This is a genomic window from Streptomyces sp. NPDC051636, from assembly GCF_044453765.1.
In the GTDB taxonomy this organism is placed as follows: domain Bacteria; phylum Actinomycetota; class Actinomycetes; order Streptomycetales; family Streptomycetaceae; genus Streptomyces.
Genome location: NZ_JBITDA010000002.1, coordinates 64306 through 82015 on the forward strand (window position 1 = coordinate 64306; position 17710 = coordinate 82015).

The window sequence follows — 17710 nt, forward strand, 5'->3', positions numbered from 1 at the left end:
CCCCCGTCGGGTTCCGCCATGACGCCCCGCACCGCACCGGAGAAAGCACCCGTGTCACAACCCCTTGCTCCGCCGCACGGCCGACACCGAACCGAGACCGCAGTCGTCCTTGCCCTGAGCCTGGCCGCGATGATCGTCTCGATGATGCAGACACTGGTGGTGCCGATCCTCGGCCTGATCCAGAGCAGCCTCGGCGCCGGCTCGGCCGAGGTCAGCTGGGTCACTACCGCGACCCTGCTCTCCGCAGCCGTCTTCACCCCGCTGCTCGGCCGCTTCGGCGACCAGCACGGCAAGAAGCCGACCCTCGTCGGCGTGCTGGCGGTGATGATCGTCGGCTCTGTCCTGGCCGCCACGACCGACTCGCTGCTCTGGCTGATCGTCGGCCGCGTGTTGCAGGGCGCCGCCACCGCGATCTTCCCGCTCGCTCTGTCGGTGCTCCGCGAGGAGGTCCGTGCCCGCCGTCTGCCGGGAGCGATGGCGCTGGTCAGCGGCACCCTGGCGTTCGGCAGCGGTTTCGCGCTGGTCACCACCGGCCTGCTGACCCGCGGCGAGGACGCCGACTACCATCGCGTCTTCTGGCTGGCCGCCGGCCTCGCAGTGGTCACCCTGCTCGCCGTCGTCCTCCTCGTACCGGCGAGCCGCAGTAAAACCGGCGGCCGTACCGACATACTCGGTGCCCTCACCCTCGGCCTCTTCCTGGTTCTCCTGCTGCTGCCGATCTCCCAGGGCCACCAGTGGGGCTGGACCTCCGCCCGTACGCTGGGCAGCTTCAGCGGAGCGGTCATCATGGCCGGCGTCTGGAGCTTCACCGAGAGCCGCGTCCGCGAACCCATGGTCGACATGCGGATGTTCCTCAACCGCCCGGTGCTCTTCAGCAACCTCGCGGGCCTCTTCGTGGGATTCGGGATGTTCGCCCAGTTCCTCGGCGTCTCCTACCTGGCGCAGGTGCCGAGGGACGTCGCGGGCTACGGCTTCGGCGCCTCCGTTCTCCGCGCCTCCGTCGAGTACCTGCTGCCCAGCACGCTCGCGTCCCTCGTCGCCTCCCAGTTCGGTGGCCTGCTGATCCGCAGGGTCGGACCACGCCTCACCCTCGCCCTCAGCGCGATGATCGGCGTCGTCGGCTTCGCGTGGCTGGCCGCCGCGCACTCCTCCACCCCCTCGGTCATCGGCGCCGCAATGGCTGTCGGAACAGCCATCAGCCTCGGCTACGCCGCGATGCCCGCCCTCATCGTCGCGGGGGTGCCATCCCACCAGACCGGCATCGCCAACGGCATCAATTCCATCTCCCGGTCCCTCGGCAGCTCGATCGGCAGCGCGCTGATCACCTCACTGCTCGCGTCCAGAACCATCGAGCACCTTCCGGCCGGAGTGCCCCCGCTGCCCGCCGAGAGCCAGTTCACCCTGAGCTTCACCCTTGCCGGTGTCGCCTTCGCCTTCGTCCTGGCCCTCTCGCTGGTCGGCCTCAAGCGGGGACAGCCGGCGCCCCGTACGGAACACCTGCCCGCCAAGGAGCCGGCCGCTGCCACAGCCGCTGCCTGACGAGCCCCACCGCGATCTGCACCACCGCAACAAGGAGTTACCCCCATGAAGGCCATCACCTACCGCACCTACGGCGGCCCGGACGTCCTGGAGTACGGCGACGTCCCGAACCCGAAGCTCGGCGCCGACGCCGTACTGGTCCGTGTGAAGGCGGCATCCGTCAACCCGGTCGACTGGAAGATCCAGGCCGGGTACCTGGACGCCGTCATGGACGCCGTCTTCCCCGTCATCCCCGGCTGGGACGTGGCGGGCACCGTCGAGGAGACCGGCGTCGGGGTCACCGAGTTCGCTCCCGGTGACGAAGTGATCGGCTACGTCCGTGAGGACTTCGTCTCCCGCGGGACATTCGCCGAGTACGTCGCCGCCCCGATCCGTACGCTCGCCCGCAAGCCCGCCAACCTCTCCTTCGAGGAAGCGGCCGGCCTCCCGCTGGCCGGTCTCACCGCATACCAGGCACTGACACGGTCCCTGCACGTGCGCGCTGGCGACACTGTGCTGGTGCACGCCGCGGCGGGTGGCGTCGGCTCCCTGGCCGTACAGATCGCCAGATCTCTCGGCGCCCGGGTCATCGGCACCGCCAGCGAGTACAACCACGCCTACCTGCGCCGGCTGGGAGCGGAGCCGGTCGCCTACGGCGAGGGCCTCACCGACCGTGTCCACGCCCTCGCGCCGCAGGGCGTGGATGCCGTCCTCGACCTCGTCGGCGGGGACGCCCTGAAGGTCTCGCCCGGGCTGCTCGCCGAGGGCGGCCGCCTGGCCTCGGCCGTGGACGGCGCCGTGCTCGCCCTCGGTGGCGGGTATGTCTTCGTGCGACCCGACGCCCGGGACCTGGAGGCTCTTACCGAGCTCGCCGAGCGCGGGGAGCTGCGGGTGGACGTGGCCGCCACGTTCCCCCTCGACCAGGCCGCCGACGCCCAGCGCCTCAACCGCGAGGGCCACACCCGCGGCAAGATCATCATCACTGTGGCCTGAGCCACCGCTCGCCGCCGCACCACCACCGGCACCCTGCCGGTCCACAAGCCCCCACCACCGCGCGCCCCGCGCGCACTTCGAAGGAGACAGTTGTGACCGCAGTTCTGTTCGTCGTCACCGGCGCCGACCACTGGACGCTCGCCGACGGCACCCTGCACCCCACCGGCTACTGGGCTGAGGAACTCGCCGCACCACACCGGCTGTTCCGCGAGGCCGGGTTCGACGTCACCATCGCCACACCCGGCGGCGTGGCTCCGACCGTCGACGCCGTCAGCCTCGCCGCCGAGTCCACCGGCGGCAAGGAGCAGGCCGACGCCATCGCCGCGTACCTGGCTTCCATCCGCGCAGACCTGGAGAACCCGGTCAAGCTCGAAGAGGTCGACCTCGACGCGTACGACGCCGTCCTCTACCCCGGTGGCCACGGCCCCATGGAGGACCTCGCCGTGGACGCCGGCTCCGGCCGCCTGCTGACTGCGGCGCTGGACTCCGGCAAGCCGCTCGGCGTGCTGTGCCACGCCCCGGCGGCCCTGCTCGCCGCCCGGCGCGAGGACGGCAGCTGGCCGTTCGCCGGTTATCGCATGACCGGCTTCACCAACGCCGAGGAGACCGCGGCCGGCTTCGCCGGCAAGGCCAAGTGGCTGCTCCAGGACCGCCTGGTGGAACTGGGGGCCGACTTCCAGGCCGCGGCCCCCTTCAGCGAGCACGTCGTGGCGGACCGCAATCTGCACACCGGTCAGAACCCCGCCTCCTCGGCGCAGCTCGCCCGGAACCTCATCGACATCCTGAACCGCGGCTGATCCCCCCTCGACGCCGACGCCCGGGCTGCCCCGCGGCGCGGCGACAACGCCCCGTCCCCGTACCGCACCTGTGAGGGAATCATGAACAACCCCGCGCCCGAGCAGCCCGCCGAGCTCGTCGCCCGGCTGCGCGCCACCTTCCGCTCCGGCAAGACCAAGCCCGTGGCCTGGCGCACCGAGCAGCTGCACCGGATGCGTACCCTGCTCACCGAGCAGGGGGAGACATTCGCCGCGGCGCTCCACGCCGACTTGGGAAAGAGCTCCACCGAGGCGTACCGCACGGAAGTCGACTTCGTCATACGCGAGATCGACCACACCCTGGAGCATCTCGACGGGTGGCTGCGCCCCGAACCGGCCCCCGTCCCCGCGTTCATCGGCGAGGCGAGTGCCTGGACGCAGTACGACCCTCTGGGGGTCGTACTGGTCATCGCCCCCTGGAACTACCCGGCGCAGTTGCTGCTGGCCCCGGTGGCCGGTGCCCTGGCCGCGGGCAACGCGGTGGTCGCCAAGCCCAGCGAACTGGCCCCGGCCACGTCCGCCGCCCTGGCCCGCCTCGTGCCGCAGTACCTCGACACCGACGCGGTCGCCGTGGTCGAAGGCGGGGTCCCGGAGACCACCGCCGTGCTCGAGCAGCGCTTCGACCACATCCTCTACACCGGCAACGGCGCGGTCGGCCGCATCGTGATGGCCGCGGCCGCCCGTCACCTCACGCCCGTCACCCTCGAACTGGGCGGCAAGTCCCCGGCGTTCGTGGACCGGGGCACCGATCTGGACACCGTCGCCGCCCGCCTCGCGGCCGGGAAGTTCCTCAACGCCGGGCAGACCTGCGTCGCGCCCGACTACGTCCTCACCGACCCCGAGACCGCACGTGCTCTGGAAACCGCCCTGGCCAAGGCCGTCGAGGGGCTGTACGGGCCCGACCCCGCCGCCTCCCTGGAGTACGGCCGTATCGTCAACGAGCGCCACTTCGACCGGCTGGCCGCTCTCCTCGACTCCGGCCGTCAGGTCACCGGCGGCGCGTACGACCGCGAGACGAAGTACATCGCGCCGACCGTCCTGGCCGAGGTGTCACCGGACGCGCCCGTCATGCAGGAGGAGATCTTCGGCCCGATCCTCCCGATCGTCGAAGTGGCCGGGCTCGACGAGGCGATCGACTTCATCAACGACCGCGACAAGCCGCTGGCCCTGTACGCGTTCACCGACTCCGACACCACCCGCGAGCGGCTCGCCGCCGAAACCTCCTCCGGCGGCCTCGGGTTCGGCCTGCCACTGGCCCATCTCACCATCTCCGACCTGCCGTTCGGAGGCGTCGGGGAAAGCGGCATGGGCAGCTACCACGGCCGCTACTCCATCGAGACCTTCAGCCACCGCAAAGCCGTCCTCGCCAAGCCCCTCAGCTGATCCCCCCCCCCCAGCCGTGCGTGAACACGGCGGAAAGAGACATTCCCACCATGAGCGCTCTCCCCAGCACCAGCCGCGAATGGCACCTGGTCGCCCGCCCGAACGGTGTTCCCCGGCCGCAGGACTTCGCCCTGCGCGAGGTTCCCGTCGCCGAGCCCGGCTCCGGTCAGATCCTCGTACGCAACCTGCACCTGTCGGTCGACCCGTACATGCGCGGCCGGATGAACGACGTGAAATCCTACGTCCCTCCCTTCCAGCTGAACCAGCCGATGGACGGGGGTGCGGTCGGCGTGGTCGTCGCCGTGGGCGATGACTCCCCCGCCGGCACCCTCGCCGTGGGTGATCACGTCCTGCACGGGCTCGGCTGGCGGGAGTACGCACTCCTCGACGCGGCAAACGCCGTGAAGGTCGACGCCGGCACCGCTCCGCTGAGCACGTACCTCGGTGTCCTCGGCATGCCCGGACTGACCGCCTACGCGGGCCTGCTGCGCGTGGCGGAGTTCCACGAGGGCGACACCGTCTTCGTCTCCGGCGCGGCCGGTGCGGTCGGCAGCCAGGTCGGACAGATCGCCCGGCTCAAGGGCGCCAAGCGGGTCATCGGCAGCGCCGGCTCGGACGAGAAGGTCCGACTGCTCCTCGAGAAGTACGGCTTCGACGCCGCCTTCAACTACAAGAACGGGCCCGTGGCCGAGCAGCTCAAGGCGGCGGCCCCGGACGGCATCGACGTCTACTTCGACAACGTCGGAGGCGACCACCTCGAGGCGGCGATCGCTGCCCTCACTGTGCACGGCCGGGCAGCGCTGTGCGGGGCCATCGCCCAGTACAACGCCACCGAGCCGGCCCCCGGCCCGCGCAACCTCGCGCTCGCCATCGGCAAGCGCCTCACTCTGCGCGGCCTGCTGGTCTCCGACCACAACGACCTGCAACAGCAGTTCGTGCAGGAGGTCGGCGGCTGGATCCGCGACGGGAAGCTCCACTACGAGGAGACCGTCGTGGAAGGCATCGAGAACAACGTCGAGGCATTCCTCGGCATGCTCCGCGGCGACAACACCGGCAAGATGATCGTCACCCTGCCGGCACAGGCCGCAGCCGACAACTGACCATCGCGGGCGGACCGCACTCCGCGGTGCGCACTCCGCTCCGCCCGGTGGGCCCGGCGCTCCTGCGACCGGGCCCCTGCTGGGTTTCGCACAGTGTCAAGGGGCGCTGCTCGGCAGGACGCTTCGACTACGACGCGCAGCCGACCGCTGTCGATGAAAGATCGCGATCCCGCGCAACGCGGCCCGGCCGGGTTCGACGAGCGATGAACACCGCTCACACTCCTGCGGCGCGGGCCTGCTCGGCAGGGGAAGGTCTGCTCCAGCGGCAGAATCGATATCAACGTGCCGGCGGGACGCAGGGTGCGCAGGGAGCGTTCCCCGTAGGAGCCGACGGCGTCCAGGACGACGTCGACGTCGCCGATGGTCTCTGCCACGTCCTGCCGGGTGACAACCTGGCCTGCGCGCGGCGGCCCGGCTGCGACTCCTCCTGAAGGAGTCGCAGCCGGGCCGCCGCGTAACCGCCGGGTCCCGCCTCTGCGGTGGTGGCGTCAGTTGAACGTCCCGGCCTCGCCGGCCAGCCGCATCAGCAACGGCGAGGGCTCCCAACCGTCGTCTCCGTGGAACCGCCTGAGCGCGGAGAGGACATGTGCGGCACCCACCGTGTCGGCGTAGAACATCGGTCCGCCGCGGTACCTCGGGAAGCCGTACCCCGCGATGTAGACCACGTCGATGTCCGAGGCGCGCAGGGCTATGCCTTCGTCGAGGATGCGCGCGCCTTCGTCGACGAGGGCGAAGACGAGGCGCTGCACGATCTCGTCCCCCTCGAAGGTACGCAGCCCGGTGCCGTGCTGGGTGTGGAACGAAGCCAGCAGCTCGTCGACGACGGGGCTCGGGGTCGCCTCGCGACTGCCGGGCTTGTAGTCGTACCAGCCGGCACCGACCTTCTGCCCGAACCTGCCCATTTCGCACAGGGCATCGGCGATCTCGTCCCGGGGCATGCCGGGGTCTTCCGCGTAGCGCCGCTTGCGGATCGCCCATCCGATGTCGTTGCCCGCCAGGTCGGACGTCCGGAACGGGCCCATGGCGAAGCCGAAGTTCTCCGCGGCGGCATCGATATCGGCCGGGGTCGCGCCCGCGCGGAGGAGTTCCATCGCCGCATCCCGGTACTTGGCCAGCATCCGGTTGCCGATGAAGCCGTCGCACACCCCGGCCACCACGCCGGTCTTGCCGATCCGCTGTCCCACCGCCATGGCTGTGACCAGCACGTCGTCCGCGGTCTTGGCCCCGCGCACGATCTCCAGCAGTTTCATGACATTCGCGGGACTGAAGAAGTGCATGCCGAGGACGTCCCCGGGGCGCCCGGTGACCGCGGCGATCGCATCGATGTCGAGGGTCGAGGTGTTCGACGCCAGAATCGCGCCGGGTTTCGCCACCTCATCGAGGCGGGTGAACACCGAACGCTTGACGTCCATGTCCTCGAAGGCCGCCTCGATGACCAGGTCGCTGTCCGACACGTCCGCATAGTCCAGGCTCGGCGTCAGGAGCGCCATGCGCTGCTGAAGGCCGGCAGGCGTCAGTTTTCCCTTGTCCACCTGGCGTTGGTAGTTGCCGCGCAGGACGCCCAGGCCCCGGTCGAGCGCCTCCTGGCTGCTCTCCACGACGGTGACCGGAATCCCTGCGTCCAGAAAGTTCATCGCGATGCCGCCGCCCATCGTTCCGGCACCGATGACCGCCACCTTGTCCACTGTCCGTGCCGGCGTCCCGGGCGGGACGCCGGGGACCTTGCGGGCGGCCCGCTCGGCGAAGAACGCATGGCGCAGGGCGGCCGACTGCTGGCCGTTCATCAACTCCAGGAACGTCTTCCGCTCCTCGGCCAGCCCTTCCTCGAACGGTGTGGTCGCCGCTTTCTCGACCAGAGCGAGAGCCGCCGCCGGCGCCAGGAGCCCTCGGCTGCGCCGGCCCAGGCGCTCCCGGATCGCGCTCACCGCGGCCGCGTCGCCGGGAGACACGCTCAGGTCCCTCACCCGCGGGAGCGGCCGTACCGCGGCCATCTCGGCCGCGAGTTCGAGCGCCGCCGCCATCACGTCGCCGTCCACGACACGGTCGAAGAGCCGTTGTCCCGGGAGGTCTGCGAGCTCCCGCGCCCTGCGCGGTGCACCTCCGCTGATCATGTCCGCCGCAACGGCGGCCCCCACCAGGCGTGGCAGCCGCTGGGTGCCGCCGGCGCCGGGGACCAGTCCCAGGTTCACCTCGGGGAGCCCGATCCTGCTCTTCGACGTCGCGACCCGGTAGTGGGCGCCCAGTGCGAGCTCCAGTCCGCCGCCGAAGCACGTGCCGTCGATCGCGGCCACGACGGGCTTGTCCGCGGCCTCGAGAGCCGCGATGACGTCGCCGAGCGTCGGCTCCGCGGTGGCCTTGGGCGTCCCGAACTCCGCGATGTCGGCCCCGGCGGAGAAGAATCCCTCGCGGCCGGTGAGCACGACGGCATCGACGTCGCCGGAGTCGAGGGCACGGTGCAGACCCTGCACGATGCCCTGCCGTGTCGCGTGCCCGAGCCCGTTGACCGGCGGGTTGTCGAGGCGGAGGATCGCTGTGCGTCCGATGACGCTGTACTGGGTGGACATGGGTGGCACCACTTCCTTGACGAGTCGGTGGTCAACGCGGGTCGGGGACAGCTGAAGCGGGGGATGACAGGGACATTTCCCTGTCACCGCCCTCCGTCGGCCGGGGCCGTTCGAAGCGCATGAGTCCCTCCTGCGCGACGGCGGCCACCAGACGGCCGCCCGTGTCGAACAGCCTTCCGCGGGTGAGCGCCCGGCCCTGCTCGGCCGACGGGGAGACCTGGTCGTACAGCAGCCACTCGTCCGCGCGGAAGGGACGCAGGAACCACAGCGAATGGTCCAACGACGCACCCTGTACGGCGGTTCGGGGATGCGGCAGCCGCGCGGAGCCCAGCAGCGCCATGTCGCTGAGATAGGTCAGTGCGCAGGCGTGGACGGCACCGTCGTCCGGCAGCGGACGTCCGTACCGGATCCACACCCGCTGGCAGGCCGGCGCCCCCGGGACGTGGCCGGTCTCGCCCCCGGGCACCCATCGCATGTCCCAGTCGCGCCACTCCGCGGGCCGCGGCATGCCCCAGCCGTTGATGCGGTCGGACTCCGGGATGTCGTCAGGTGCCGGCACCGCCGGCATGCCCACCTGGTGGGAGAAGCCTTCGTCCCCGCGATGGAACGACGCCGTCACCGTGAAGATCGCCTCCCCCGCCTGGACCGCGGTCACCCGGCGGGTGCAGAAGCTGCCGCCGTCGCGGATCCGCTCGACCAGATGGTCGGTCGGCTCGTGCGGACGGCCGGGCCGCAGGAAGTACCCGTGCAGCGAGTGAGCCGAGTACGACCGGTCGAGGGTGCGCGCCGCGGCCATCAGCGACTGGGCGGCGATCTGGCCACCGAACGTCCGCGCCCACTCGCTGGGGATCGGGCCGGACCGGAACCGGTCCGGCCCGATCTCGTCGAGGGCCAGGACCTCTGGCAGGCCGGCCATGCTTCCGCTCCTCTCGCTCGTCATGCGGACGTCGCCCCGCGCAGTTCACGGCGCAGGATCTTGCCGCTGGTGGTCTTGGGCAGCTCGGCCCGGATGCTGACCGTCCGAGGGGCCTTGTAGGCGGCCAGGTGCTCGCGGCAGTGGGCGACCAGCTCTTCGGGCTCGACGGATCCTCCGGGCCTCAGGCTGACGAAGGCTGCCACCGTCTCGCCGCGGTAGGGGTCGGACACACCGACCACGGCCGCCTCGCGCACCGCGGGGTGCCGGTAGAGGACGTCCTCGACCTCGCGAGGCCACACCTTGAACCCGGAGGCGTTGATCATGTCCTTCTTGCGGTCCACCACGTACACCCAGCCCTGCCGGTCCATGAAACCGACGTCGCCGGTGAGCAGCCGCCCGTTCGGTATCGACTCCGCGGTGGCCTCGGGCCGGTTCCAGTACGCGGGCACCACCATGGGGCCTTCGACCGCGATCTCGCCGACCTCGTTCGGCCCCAGGTCCCTGCCGCCCTCGTCGACGATGCGGACCGTCGCGGCGGGAAGGGGCAGGCCGATCGACAAGGTGCCCGAGTCGGGATCCACGGGAGCCTGTCTGCCGACGGGCACCACCACGCAAGGGGCACTCGTCTCCGTGAGTCCGTAGCCGTTGCGGATGTACAGTCCCGTCTGCTCTTGGAACCGCGCCACGACAGCGGGCGGCAGCGGGGCGCCGCCGGAGTTGAGGGTCCTCAGCGAGGCGAACGCCTCGGCGGAGAAGTCTCGGTGTGCCATCAGCGCCATGTACGCGGTGGACGGCCCGACCATGTAGGCGGGCCGTTCCCGCTTCAGCGCGTCGATCACCACGCCCGGCTCGAAGCGGTAGGCGAGTACCAGGGGGCTCGCCAGGTCGACCGCGTTGAGCAGTTGGACGACCATGCCGGTGATGTGGAACAGCGGGGCCAGCGCGAAGATCGGCGAGCCCGGGGGGATCTCGTCGTACAGCCGCAGCAGGGCCGCGTTGACGGTCAGGTTGCGATGGGTGTTGGTCGCCCCCTTCGGCACTCCGCTGGTGCCGGAGGTGTAGGAGATCAGCGCGATGTCGTCGGGTGCCGGCCCGGGACGGTCGGGTCGCCGCCCCGCACGTGCCCTCGCCACGTCGACGATGTCGTCCGCGGCCTCGCTGCGCTGCCGGATCAGACCGGCGAAGATGCGCGCGTCGTCCAGAGTCTGCAGGTCCAGCGGGCTGGCGGTGAGCGCTGTTGTCACTCCCGCCGCGGTGGCCCGCTCACGGACGTGCTCCGCCCAGGCCCCCTCATCGCACACGATCGCCGACACCCCCGCGTCGGTGAGGATGTGCGCGAGTTCGTCCCGGTACATCGGGTTCAGCGGCACGACCGCGCCGCCCGCCTTCCAGGCGCCGAACAGCGCCAGCAGGAACTGCGGAACGTTCTGCAGGTACAGCGCCAGCCGGTCGCCGGGACGGAAGCCGCGCTCGAGCAGGTAGTGCGCCACCCCGTCGGAGAGCTCGTCCACTTCCCGGTAGGTCAGCGTGCCACCGAGGTAGGTGAGAGCCGGGCCCTGGGGGGCAGTGGCCACCGCGTCGGCCAGCAGCTCCAGCGTGGTGCGGTCGGGGACCGTTTGCACCTCCGCCATCCGTTCGGGGTACTGCGCCGTCCACGGCCTGTCGTCGAACCAGCTCATCGCAGCCGAACCCGCCTTTCAGAGAAGAGAGTGGGTGGGGGTGTTTCGCTTGCGGCGCGGTGACCTTCACACGCGACCGGTCAGCGCGTGCCGGAGATCCCGCCGTCCACGGGGATCACCGTGCCGGTCAGGTAGGCGCCCGCGCGGGAGGCGAGGAAAATCGCCGGACTCGCGATGTCCTCGGGGGTGCCGACGCGGCCGAGGGGCACCCGTTCGACCACGGCGTCCCGCAGCTCGGTGTCGTCCAGGACGTGCGCCATCATCTTGGTCGGGAACGGGCCCGGAGCAAGGGCGTTGACGGTGATGTGATCGCTCGCCAGTGTGGCGGCCATCTTGCGGGTCAGCATGTGCACCGCCGCCTTGCTCGCGACGTAGGAGAAGTTGTCGGACGCGGAGACCACGAGCCCGTCGATCGACCCGATGTTGATCACTCGCGCGGGGTCCTCCGCGGTGGCGGCCGCCCGCAACTGCGGCAGCAGCCGTTGCGTCAGCGAGAAGACGGCCTTGACATTGACGTTCAGCACCTTGTCGAAGCCCGAGTCGGGGAACTCGCCGATCGGCGCGCCCCAGGCGGCTCCCGCATTGTTGACCAGGACGTTCAGCCGCGGCGCGACCTCCGCGACCCGCTCGGCCAGGCTCTCGAGGCCCTCGGCGGTGGACAGGTCCGCCGGGTGCGCCAGACAGGTTCCGGCGCCGGGGGACGTCAGCGCGGACAGCTCCGCTGCCGCCCTCTCGCACGCCTCGGCCTTGCGGGAGGAGATGATCACCGTGGCCCCGGCCGCCACAAAACCGTGCGCGATCATCAGCCCGATTCCGCGTGAGCCGCCGGTCACCACCACGGTCTTTCCGCTGACGTCGAACAGTGCGGCGGGGTTCACGACACCACCCCGATCGGCCCCGCCGTGCCCATGCCGGCGCCGATGCACATGGGGACGGGGTAGCGCGCGCCCCGGCGCCTGCCTTCCGGCAACGCGTGCCCGACCAACCGTTTGTCGAACGCGCCGCGGTAGGTCTTCCCGATCGGCGTACGCGCCGTCGATACGATGACTGCTTGCCTCATCACCGCTTCTTCCTGTATGCGTGAGTGTCAAAGTCCTGTGGGCGGGCGATCGGGTCAGATGCCTGCCGTGTCCGCGACTTCGTGGGCCTTCGCCACCAGTGCGTCGATGCGCTCTGCGGTCGGAGTCCCGGACGCGGCCTTGTTCCGCGGTTCGTCCATCGCGCGGCGCATGACGCCCTCCGCGATGATCGCGACCTTCCACAGTCCCATCGTGTGCCAGTAGCCCAGCGCCGTCAGGTCGCGTCCCGACGCCGCCGAGTAGGCCGCCACGAGTTCCTCGCGGGTCGGGAAGCCGTCGAGAGCGGCCGCGACGAAGTCGCCCGAGGTGTTCTCGCCCTTGGCCGGCCAGTAGGCCAGGAGGCTGCCCATGTCCGCCAGCGGATCCCCCAGCGTCGACAGCTCCCAGTCGAGCACCCCGGTCACCTCCCCGCTGTCGTGGGAGGTGATGACATTGCGCAGATGGAAGTCGCCGTGCACGAGCGTCAGTTCGCGCTGCTCCGGGACCGCGGCGGCCAGGCGCCGGGTGAGGTCCCCCAGGGCGGGCAGGTCACGGGTCCTGGACTTCTCCCACTGGGCCGACCACCGCTTGAGCTGACGCTGCGCATACGGCTTGTGGCTGGCCAGACCGGTCAGCCCGGTCACTTCCAGATCGACCGCGTGGATCTTCGCCAGCGTCCGCGCCAACGACATCCCGATCGCCCGGCGGCGCTCGGGCGTCAACGACCGCGCGATCGACATCCTGTCGACGACCTGGCCGTCCACGAACTCCATGAGCAGCAGCGGGACGTCGGTCACTGCGGGATCATCGGTCAGCCCGAGCACCCGCGGGGTCGGGACGGCGGTGCTCTCCAGGGCGGTCAGAATCCGCGCCTCGCGGGCCACGTCGTGCGCCGACGCCAACAGGCGACCCAGCGGTGGGCGCCGCAGCACCCACCTGCGGCCGGCCTGGTCCCGTACCAGGTAGGTCAGATTCGACTGGCCGAGCCCGATCCGGTCGAAGACAAGCGGCCCGGCGAAGTCGACGCCGAGGGTCTGGAACCAGCGGTTCACCGCCCCGGCGTCGATTCCGGTGGTGTCCGCGCTAGGCACCGGTGCCGGCTCCTGGCCTGAACGGGAGCGCGTCACCTAGCAGTTGCCCGCCGTCGATCACCAGGGTCTCGCCGGTGATCCAACTCGCGGCGTCCGAGACGAGGAAGGCGACCGCCGAGGCGATGTCGGCAGGCTCCCCGATGCGCCCGAGCGCCATCGAGGCGGACACCGTCTGCTCGTGCTCCTTCCACAGAGCCTCCGCCAGCTTCGTGCGGACCACACCCGGTGCCACCGCGTTGACGCGGACCTTCGGCGAGAGTTCCAGGGCGAGTTGCTTGGTGAGGTGGATCAGTGCGGCCTTCGAGGCGTTGTACAGCCCGATGTTCGCCTCGGAGACCAGGCCGCCCACCGACGCGGTGTTGACGACCGCGCCGCCGTGCTCGCCCATCCAGGCCCGCGTGGCCAGACCCGTCCACAGCACGGGAGCCCACAGGTTCACGTCGAAGGTCTTGGCGAACCGGCCGTGGTCCTGGTCGATGACCGGCCCGAAGGCCGGGTTGGTCCCCGCGTTGTTGACGAGGATGTCCAGGCTTCCGAAGCGCTCGAGCGTCAGATCGACACAGCGCCGGGCCGCCTCTTCGTCGACCGCGTGCGCACCGACGCCGATCGCCGTGCCCTTGACCTGGGCCGCTGCGGCGTCCGCCGCCTCCTGGGAGCGGGAGGTGAGGACGACGTTGCCGCCGGCGGCGGCGATGGCCTGGGCGATCGCCAGCCCGATTCCTCGCGAGGCGCCGGTGACGACGGCGGTGCGACCGGTGAGATCGAGTCCTGTCATCTCAGTTCACCGCCGACGTGGCCGCGTCGCGGTACTGCCGCAGTTCCTGCCTGGCGATGGCCCGCTTGTGGACCTCGTCGGGACCGTCCGCCAGCCGCAGCGTCCGCAGATGCGCGTACATCATCGCCAACGGGAAGTCCTCGGTCACACCTGCTGCCCCGTGCACCTGGATCGCGCGGTCGATGATCTTCAATGCGATGTTCGGGGCGGCCACCTTGATGGCCGCGATCTCGGTGCGCGCTTCCTTGTTCCCGACCGTGTCCATCAGATACGCGGCCTTGAGCGTGAGCAGGCGGATCATCTCGATGTCGATACGTGCTTCCGCGATCCAGTCCTGGACGTTGGACCGTTCGGCAACCGGACTGCCGAACGTCACCCGTGACTGCGCACGCCGGCACATCAGCTCCAGCGCCCGCTCGGCCGCGCCGATGGCCCGCATGCAGTGGTGGATACGACCGGGACCGAGGCGGGCCTGGCTGATCGCGAAACCCTCCCCCTCGCCCTTGAGGACGTCCTTGGCCGGCACCCGTACGTCGGTGAAGTCGATCTCGGCATGCCCCTCACGGTCCTGGTAGCCGAACACCGGCAGGCCGCGCATCACCGTGATCCCGGGGGCGTCGATCGGGACGACCATCATCGACTGCTGCCGGTGCGGGGCGGCGGTGGGGTCGGTCTTCCCCATGACGATGAGCACCTTGCAGTTGCGGTGCAGGGCGTTGGACGCGAACCACTTGCGGCCGTTGAGCACGTACTCGTCGCCGTCGCGCTCCATCCGCAGCTCGATGTTGGTGGCGTCGGAGCTGGCGACACGCGGCTCGGTCATCGCGAAGGCCGAGGCCATCGTCCCGTCGAGCAGGGGCTTGAGGTACTTCTCCTTGTGCTCGTCGCTGCCGAACAGCGTGAGCACCTCCATGTTGCCGGTGTCGGGAGCGTTGCAGTTGCACGCCTCGGACGCGATGTGACTGCGCCCCATGATCTCCGCCAGCGGCGCGTACTCGAGGTTCGTCAGCCCCGGGCCCCACTCCGGGTGCGGGTGGAAGAGGTTCCACAGTCCACGCTTGCGCGCCTCCGCCTTGAGTTCCTCGATGATCGGCGGATGGAAGTGCGGGTCACCCGACGCGCTCATCTGCTCGTGGTACACCGCCTCAGCGGGGTAGATGTGCGAATCCATGAACTCGAGCAGATCCGCCTGGTACTTCTTGGCGCGGTCCGACATCTCAAACAGGGACATCCGAACTCCTGACGGGTAGGGAGGGAAAGTTGGGCGGGCGCTTGTCGAGGTGACTGGCCACGCCCTCGACGACATCGGCCCCGCGGAAGGCCTGGAACATGAGGCTTTCCGCCCATGTCACGGAATCGGCGTACGTGCCGTCCGCGTCGCCCTGCAGCTGGCTCTTGATGGTGGCCATGGATGCCGGGGAGCAGCGCCTCGCCAGATCGGCGGCGTACGCGACAGCGGCATCGACCACACCGCCGGTGGGGACCAGGTGGTCGAGGAGTCCGATACGGAAGGCCTCCTCGGCATCCACCATGCGACTCGACAGCAGCAGGTCCGCTGCCCGGCTGTGCCCCACCAGCCGGGGCAACAGCCAGGAGATCCCGTACTCGGCGATCAGCCCGCGTTGCGCGAATGCCGTGGTGAACCGGGCCGAGGGCGAGCCGAAGCGGACGTCGCAGTAGAGCGCCTCCACCATGCCCAGGCCCGCAGCCACCCCGTTGATCGCTCCGATCAGCGGTTTGCGCAGGGTCAGCGGCACATCGCGCGGGCGGCGCCGCGCCCGGTCCGCCTCGGACACCTCGCCGGCCCTCTGCAGCCGCTGCAGGTCGGCTCCGGCGCAGAATCCGCGTCCGGCGCCGGTGACCACGACGGCGTGTACGTCCGGGTCGTCTTCGGCGGCGTCGAGCAGCGCGAAATAACGGTCCTCGAGTTCGTCGGTCCAGGCGTTCAGCTTGGCGGGCCGGTTGAACGTGAGCACCAGCACCGGCCCGTGGTGTTCGGCGAGGACCAGCTCGCCCGGCGCGCCGGTCATGCCTGCGCCAGCAGGGAGCTCTGGTAGCGGCGCATCCCGCGCAGCCACCGGTCGTAGTCCGAGCCCTTCTGCCGGTACATCTGGAGAACGTCTTCGTGCGGCAGGATCAGGAAGCGCTCTTCCTCGATCGCGGCCAGGACGGCGTCGGCGACCTCGGCCGGCTCCAGGACGTCACCCGCGGACGTGACGGCCCGCGTCGCCGCTCTTCCCAGCGCGTGCCCGGACTCCTCACCGGAGGACAGTATGCTGGTGTTCACCCCCATCGGGCACAGACAGCTGACACGGACCCCGCGATCGCCGTAGGTGACACTCAGCCATTCGGCGAAGGCTACGGCCGCGTGCTTGGTGACGGCGTACGTGGCGGAGCCGATCTGGGTGAGCAGCCCGGCCGCCGAGGCGGTGCTGACGAAGTAGCCCTCACCGCGCTCGAGCCACCCCGGCACCAGCAGCCTCGCCGCACGGATGTGGGCGCGAAGGTTCACGTCGATCGAGAGGTCCCAGTCCTGCTCGCTCGCGTCGAGGCCGAGCGCACCCCCGATGCCCGCGTTCGCGAAGTAGAGGTCGACCGGACCGAACGCGCTCTCCGCCAGGGCGGCCAACTCCTGGATCTGGGCGGTGTCCGACACGTCCGCGCCGACGCTGACGGTACTTCCAGGATGGTCGGCGTTGACTCTCTGCGACACCGCCCGCGCGCTGTCCGCATCGAGGTCCGCGACGACGACCCGGGCACCCTCGCGAGCCAGCCGTGCGACCAGCGCACCGCCGATGCCGCCGCCACCCCCGGTGACGACGGCAACTCTTTCTGCAACGTTCACAGCGAACCCTCTCCGTGGCGGGGCGTGCGATGCGGGGGCACGGGCCTTGGATGGGGCGACCGTGCTCCTGTGCACCTGTATAATTGAATCTGACTTCAAGTTCAACTGCCAGGTGGGCGGTACCGCGCGAATAAGGCCGCCTCCCCCCTGCGGAGGGGACGAAAGAGAGAAGCACCCGGCGGTACCGGGTGCGACGAGGCAGGCGGTCCAGCCCGCCGGATCAGCGGTGGCCGGGGAACCGCAGGGCGTTCGCCCAGAGCCGGGTGACCGTGGACACGAGCTGCTCGAAGTCCACGGGCGTTCCTTCTTCCTGCCGTTCGCCGAGCACGAAGGAGTTGTAGGCCATGACGCTGACCATGCGCGACAGCGCACGGGAGGCCATCATCGGATCCACCTCACGGTCTGCGACACCCCGCTCCTGCAGGTCGGCGATGCCGCGGGCATTGCGGCGGATGAACGCATCCGCGCGCCGGCTTCGGAAGTCACGGAACTCCGGCTCCACCTGTGCGACCTGCTCGAGCAGTGCCATCAGCTTCGCGTTCCGTCTGTACGCCTCGAGATACGCGCGATTGCTCGCCTCGAGGACCGCATACGGATCATCGGTGCCCTGCACCCTGCCCATGCCGGGGTGCATCATGTCCTCCTGCGCCTCCAGGAGGACGGCGGCAAGCACCTCTTCCTTGTTGGCGAAGTAGGTGTAGAAGGATCCCGCCGCGCATCGAGCCTCTTTGGTGATGTCGGTCAGGCGGGTGTCCAGGTAGCCGTCCCGCTCGAACACCTTCCGCGCGGCCTCCACCAAAGCAGCGCGAGTCCTCGCTCCGCGCTTCGTCGTCGGCGGCTCGCGAAGTGGCGAGAGAGGCGCCATCGGCGGTGCCTTCTCGCTGTCGTTCTCCTCGGGTGCAGTGGTGTCCATTCCGGGAACCGTACTTGAATCCGACGCCAGACTCATTAAAGGCGCGCGGTGCGCAGGTTC

Annotated in this window: 16 protein-coding genes and 1 pseudogene; 5 read left to right on the top strand and 12 right to left on the bottom strand. The window is 70.2% G+C overall.

Annotated features, from left to right (window positions below; all coding sequences use genetic code 11):
- Nucleotides 1–129: 129 nt before the first annotated feature.
- From ACIBBH_RS03825 to ACIBBH_RS03845, 5 genes are all read left to right on the top strand, one after another.
- Nucleotides 130–1539, top strand: coding sequence for an MFS transporter (locus tag ACIBBH_RS03825; RefSeq protein WP_399401605.1), 1410 nt, complete (start codon nucleotides 130–132; stop codon nucleotides 1537–1539).
- Nucleotides 1540–1584: 45 nt separating this feature from the next.
- Complete coding sequence (locus tag ACIBBH_RS03830; RefSeq protein ID WP_399401607.1) at nucleotides 1585–2511, top strand: NADP-dependent oxidoreductase; 927 nt, start codon at nucleotides 1585–1587, stop codon at nucleotides 2509–2511.
- A 92-nt stretch (nucleotides 2512–2603) separates the two neighbouring features.
- A complete protein-coding gene (locus ACIBBH_RS03835; protein WP_399401608.1) occupies nucleotides 2604–3308 on the top strand; it encodes a type 1 glutamine amidotransferase domain-containing protein in 705 nt (234 codons plus the stop codon).
- An 81-nt stretch (nucleotides 3309–3389) separates the two neighbouring features.
- Nucleotides 3390–4709 (top strand): aldehyde dehydrogenase family protein, encoded by a 1320-nt coding sequence (locus ACIBBH_RS03840; RefSeq protein WP_399401610.1) that lies wholly within the window; start codon nucleotides 3390–3392, stop codon nucleotides 4707–4709.
- 50 nt (nucleotides 4710–4759) lie between these two features.
- Nucleotides 4760–5809: an NADP-dependent oxidoreductase gene (locus ACIBBH_RS03845; RefSeq protein WP_399401612.1), complete on the top strand. Its 1050-nt coding sequence runs from the start codon at nucleotides 4760–4762 to the stop codon at nucleotides 5807–5809.
- Nucleotides 5810–5985: 176 nt separating this feature from the next.
- Here the strand turns inward: ACIBBH_RS03845 and ACIBBH_RS03850 are convergent.
- The 12 genes and pseudogenes from ACIBBH_RS03850 to ACIBBH_RS03905 all read right to left on the bottom strand — a co-directional run.
- A pseudogene (locus ACIBBH_RS03850) lies at nucleotides 5986–6183 on the bottom strand (hypothetical protein); the annotation flags it as partial.
- 114 nt (nucleotides 6184–6297) lie between these two features.
- Complete coding sequence (locus tag ACIBBH_RS03855; protein ID WP_399401614.1) at nucleotides 6298–8373, bottom strand: 3-hydroxyacyl-CoA dehydrogenase NAD-binding domain-containing protein; 2076 nt, start codon at nucleotides 8371–8373, stop codon at nucleotides 6298–6300.
- A 31-nt stretch (nucleotides 8374–8404) separates the two neighbouring features.
- Complete coding sequence (locus tag ACIBBH_RS03860; RefSeq protein WP_399401616.1) at nucleotides 8405–9289, bottom strand: acyl-CoA thioesterase; 885 nt, start codon at nucleotides 9287–9289, stop codon at nucleotides 8405–8407.
- 20 nt (nucleotides 9290–9309) lie between these two features.
- The gene (locus ACIBBH_RS03865) at nucleotides 9310–10968 is read right to left on the bottom strand and encodes an AMP-binding protein (protein ID WP_399401618.1); all 1659 of its coding nucleotides are present in this window, start codon (nucleotides 10966–10968) and stop codon (nucleotides 9310–9312) included.
- 80 nt (nucleotides 10969–11048) lie between these two features.
- On the bottom strand, nucleotides 11049–11846 hold the full coding sequence (locus ACIBBH_RS03870) for an SDR family oxidoreductase (RefSeq protein ID WP_399401620.1): 798 nt from the start codon (nucleotides 11844–11846) through the stop codon (nucleotides 11049–11051).
- Entirely contained in the window at nucleotides 11843–12028 is a 186-nt protein-coding gene (locus ACIBBH_RS03875) for a hypothetical protein (RefSeq protein ID WP_399401621.1), read from the bottom strand. The genes ACIBBH_RS03870 and ACIBBH_RS03875 overlap by 4 nt, the downstream gene beginning before the upstream one ends.
- A 54-nt stretch (nucleotides 12029–12082) precedes the next feature.
- Complete coding sequence (locus ACIBBH_RS03880; protein ID WP_399401623.1) at nucleotides 12083–13117, bottom strand: phosphotransferase family protein; 1035 nt, start codon at nucleotides 13115–13117, stop codon at nucleotides 12083–12085.
- Complete coding sequence (locus ACIBBH_RS03885) at nucleotides 13110–13892, bottom strand: SDR family oxidoreductase (protein WP_399401625.1); 783 nt, start codon at nucleotides 13890–13892, stop codon at nucleotides 13110–13112. The genes ACIBBH_RS03880 and ACIBBH_RS03885 overlap by 8 nt, the downstream gene beginning before the upstream one ends.
- A gap of 1 nt (nucleotide 13893) precedes the next feature.
- A complete protein-coding gene (locus ACIBBH_RS03890) occupies nucleotides 13894–15123 on the bottom strand; it encodes an acyl-CoA dehydrogenase family protein (protein ID WP_399401627.1) in 1230 nt (409 codons plus the stop codon).
- A complete protein-coding gene (locus ACIBBH_RS03895) occupies nucleotides 15110–15922 on the bottom strand; it encodes an enoyl-CoA hydratase-related protein (RefSeq protein ID WP_399401629.1) in 813 nt (270 codons plus the stop codon). The genes ACIBBH_RS03890 and ACIBBH_RS03895 overlap by 14 nt, the downstream gene beginning before the upstream one ends.
- Nucleotides 15919–16737: an SDR family oxidoreductase gene (locus tag ACIBBH_RS03900; RefSeq protein ID WP_399401631.1), complete on the bottom strand. Its 819-nt coding sequence runs from the start codon at nucleotides 16735–16737 to the stop codon at nucleotides 15919–15921. The genes ACIBBH_RS03895 and ACIBBH_RS03900 overlap by 4 nt, the downstream gene beginning before the upstream one ends.
- 220 nt (nucleotides 16738–16957) lie before the next feature.
- The gene (locus ACIBBH_RS03905) at nucleotides 16958–17650 is read right to left on the bottom strand and encodes a TetR/AcrR family transcriptional regulator (RefSeq protein WP_399401633.1); all 693 of its coding nucleotides are present in this window, start codon (nucleotides 17648–17650) and stop codon (nucleotides 16958–16960) included.
- Nucleotides 17651–17710: the final 60 nt, after the last annotated feature.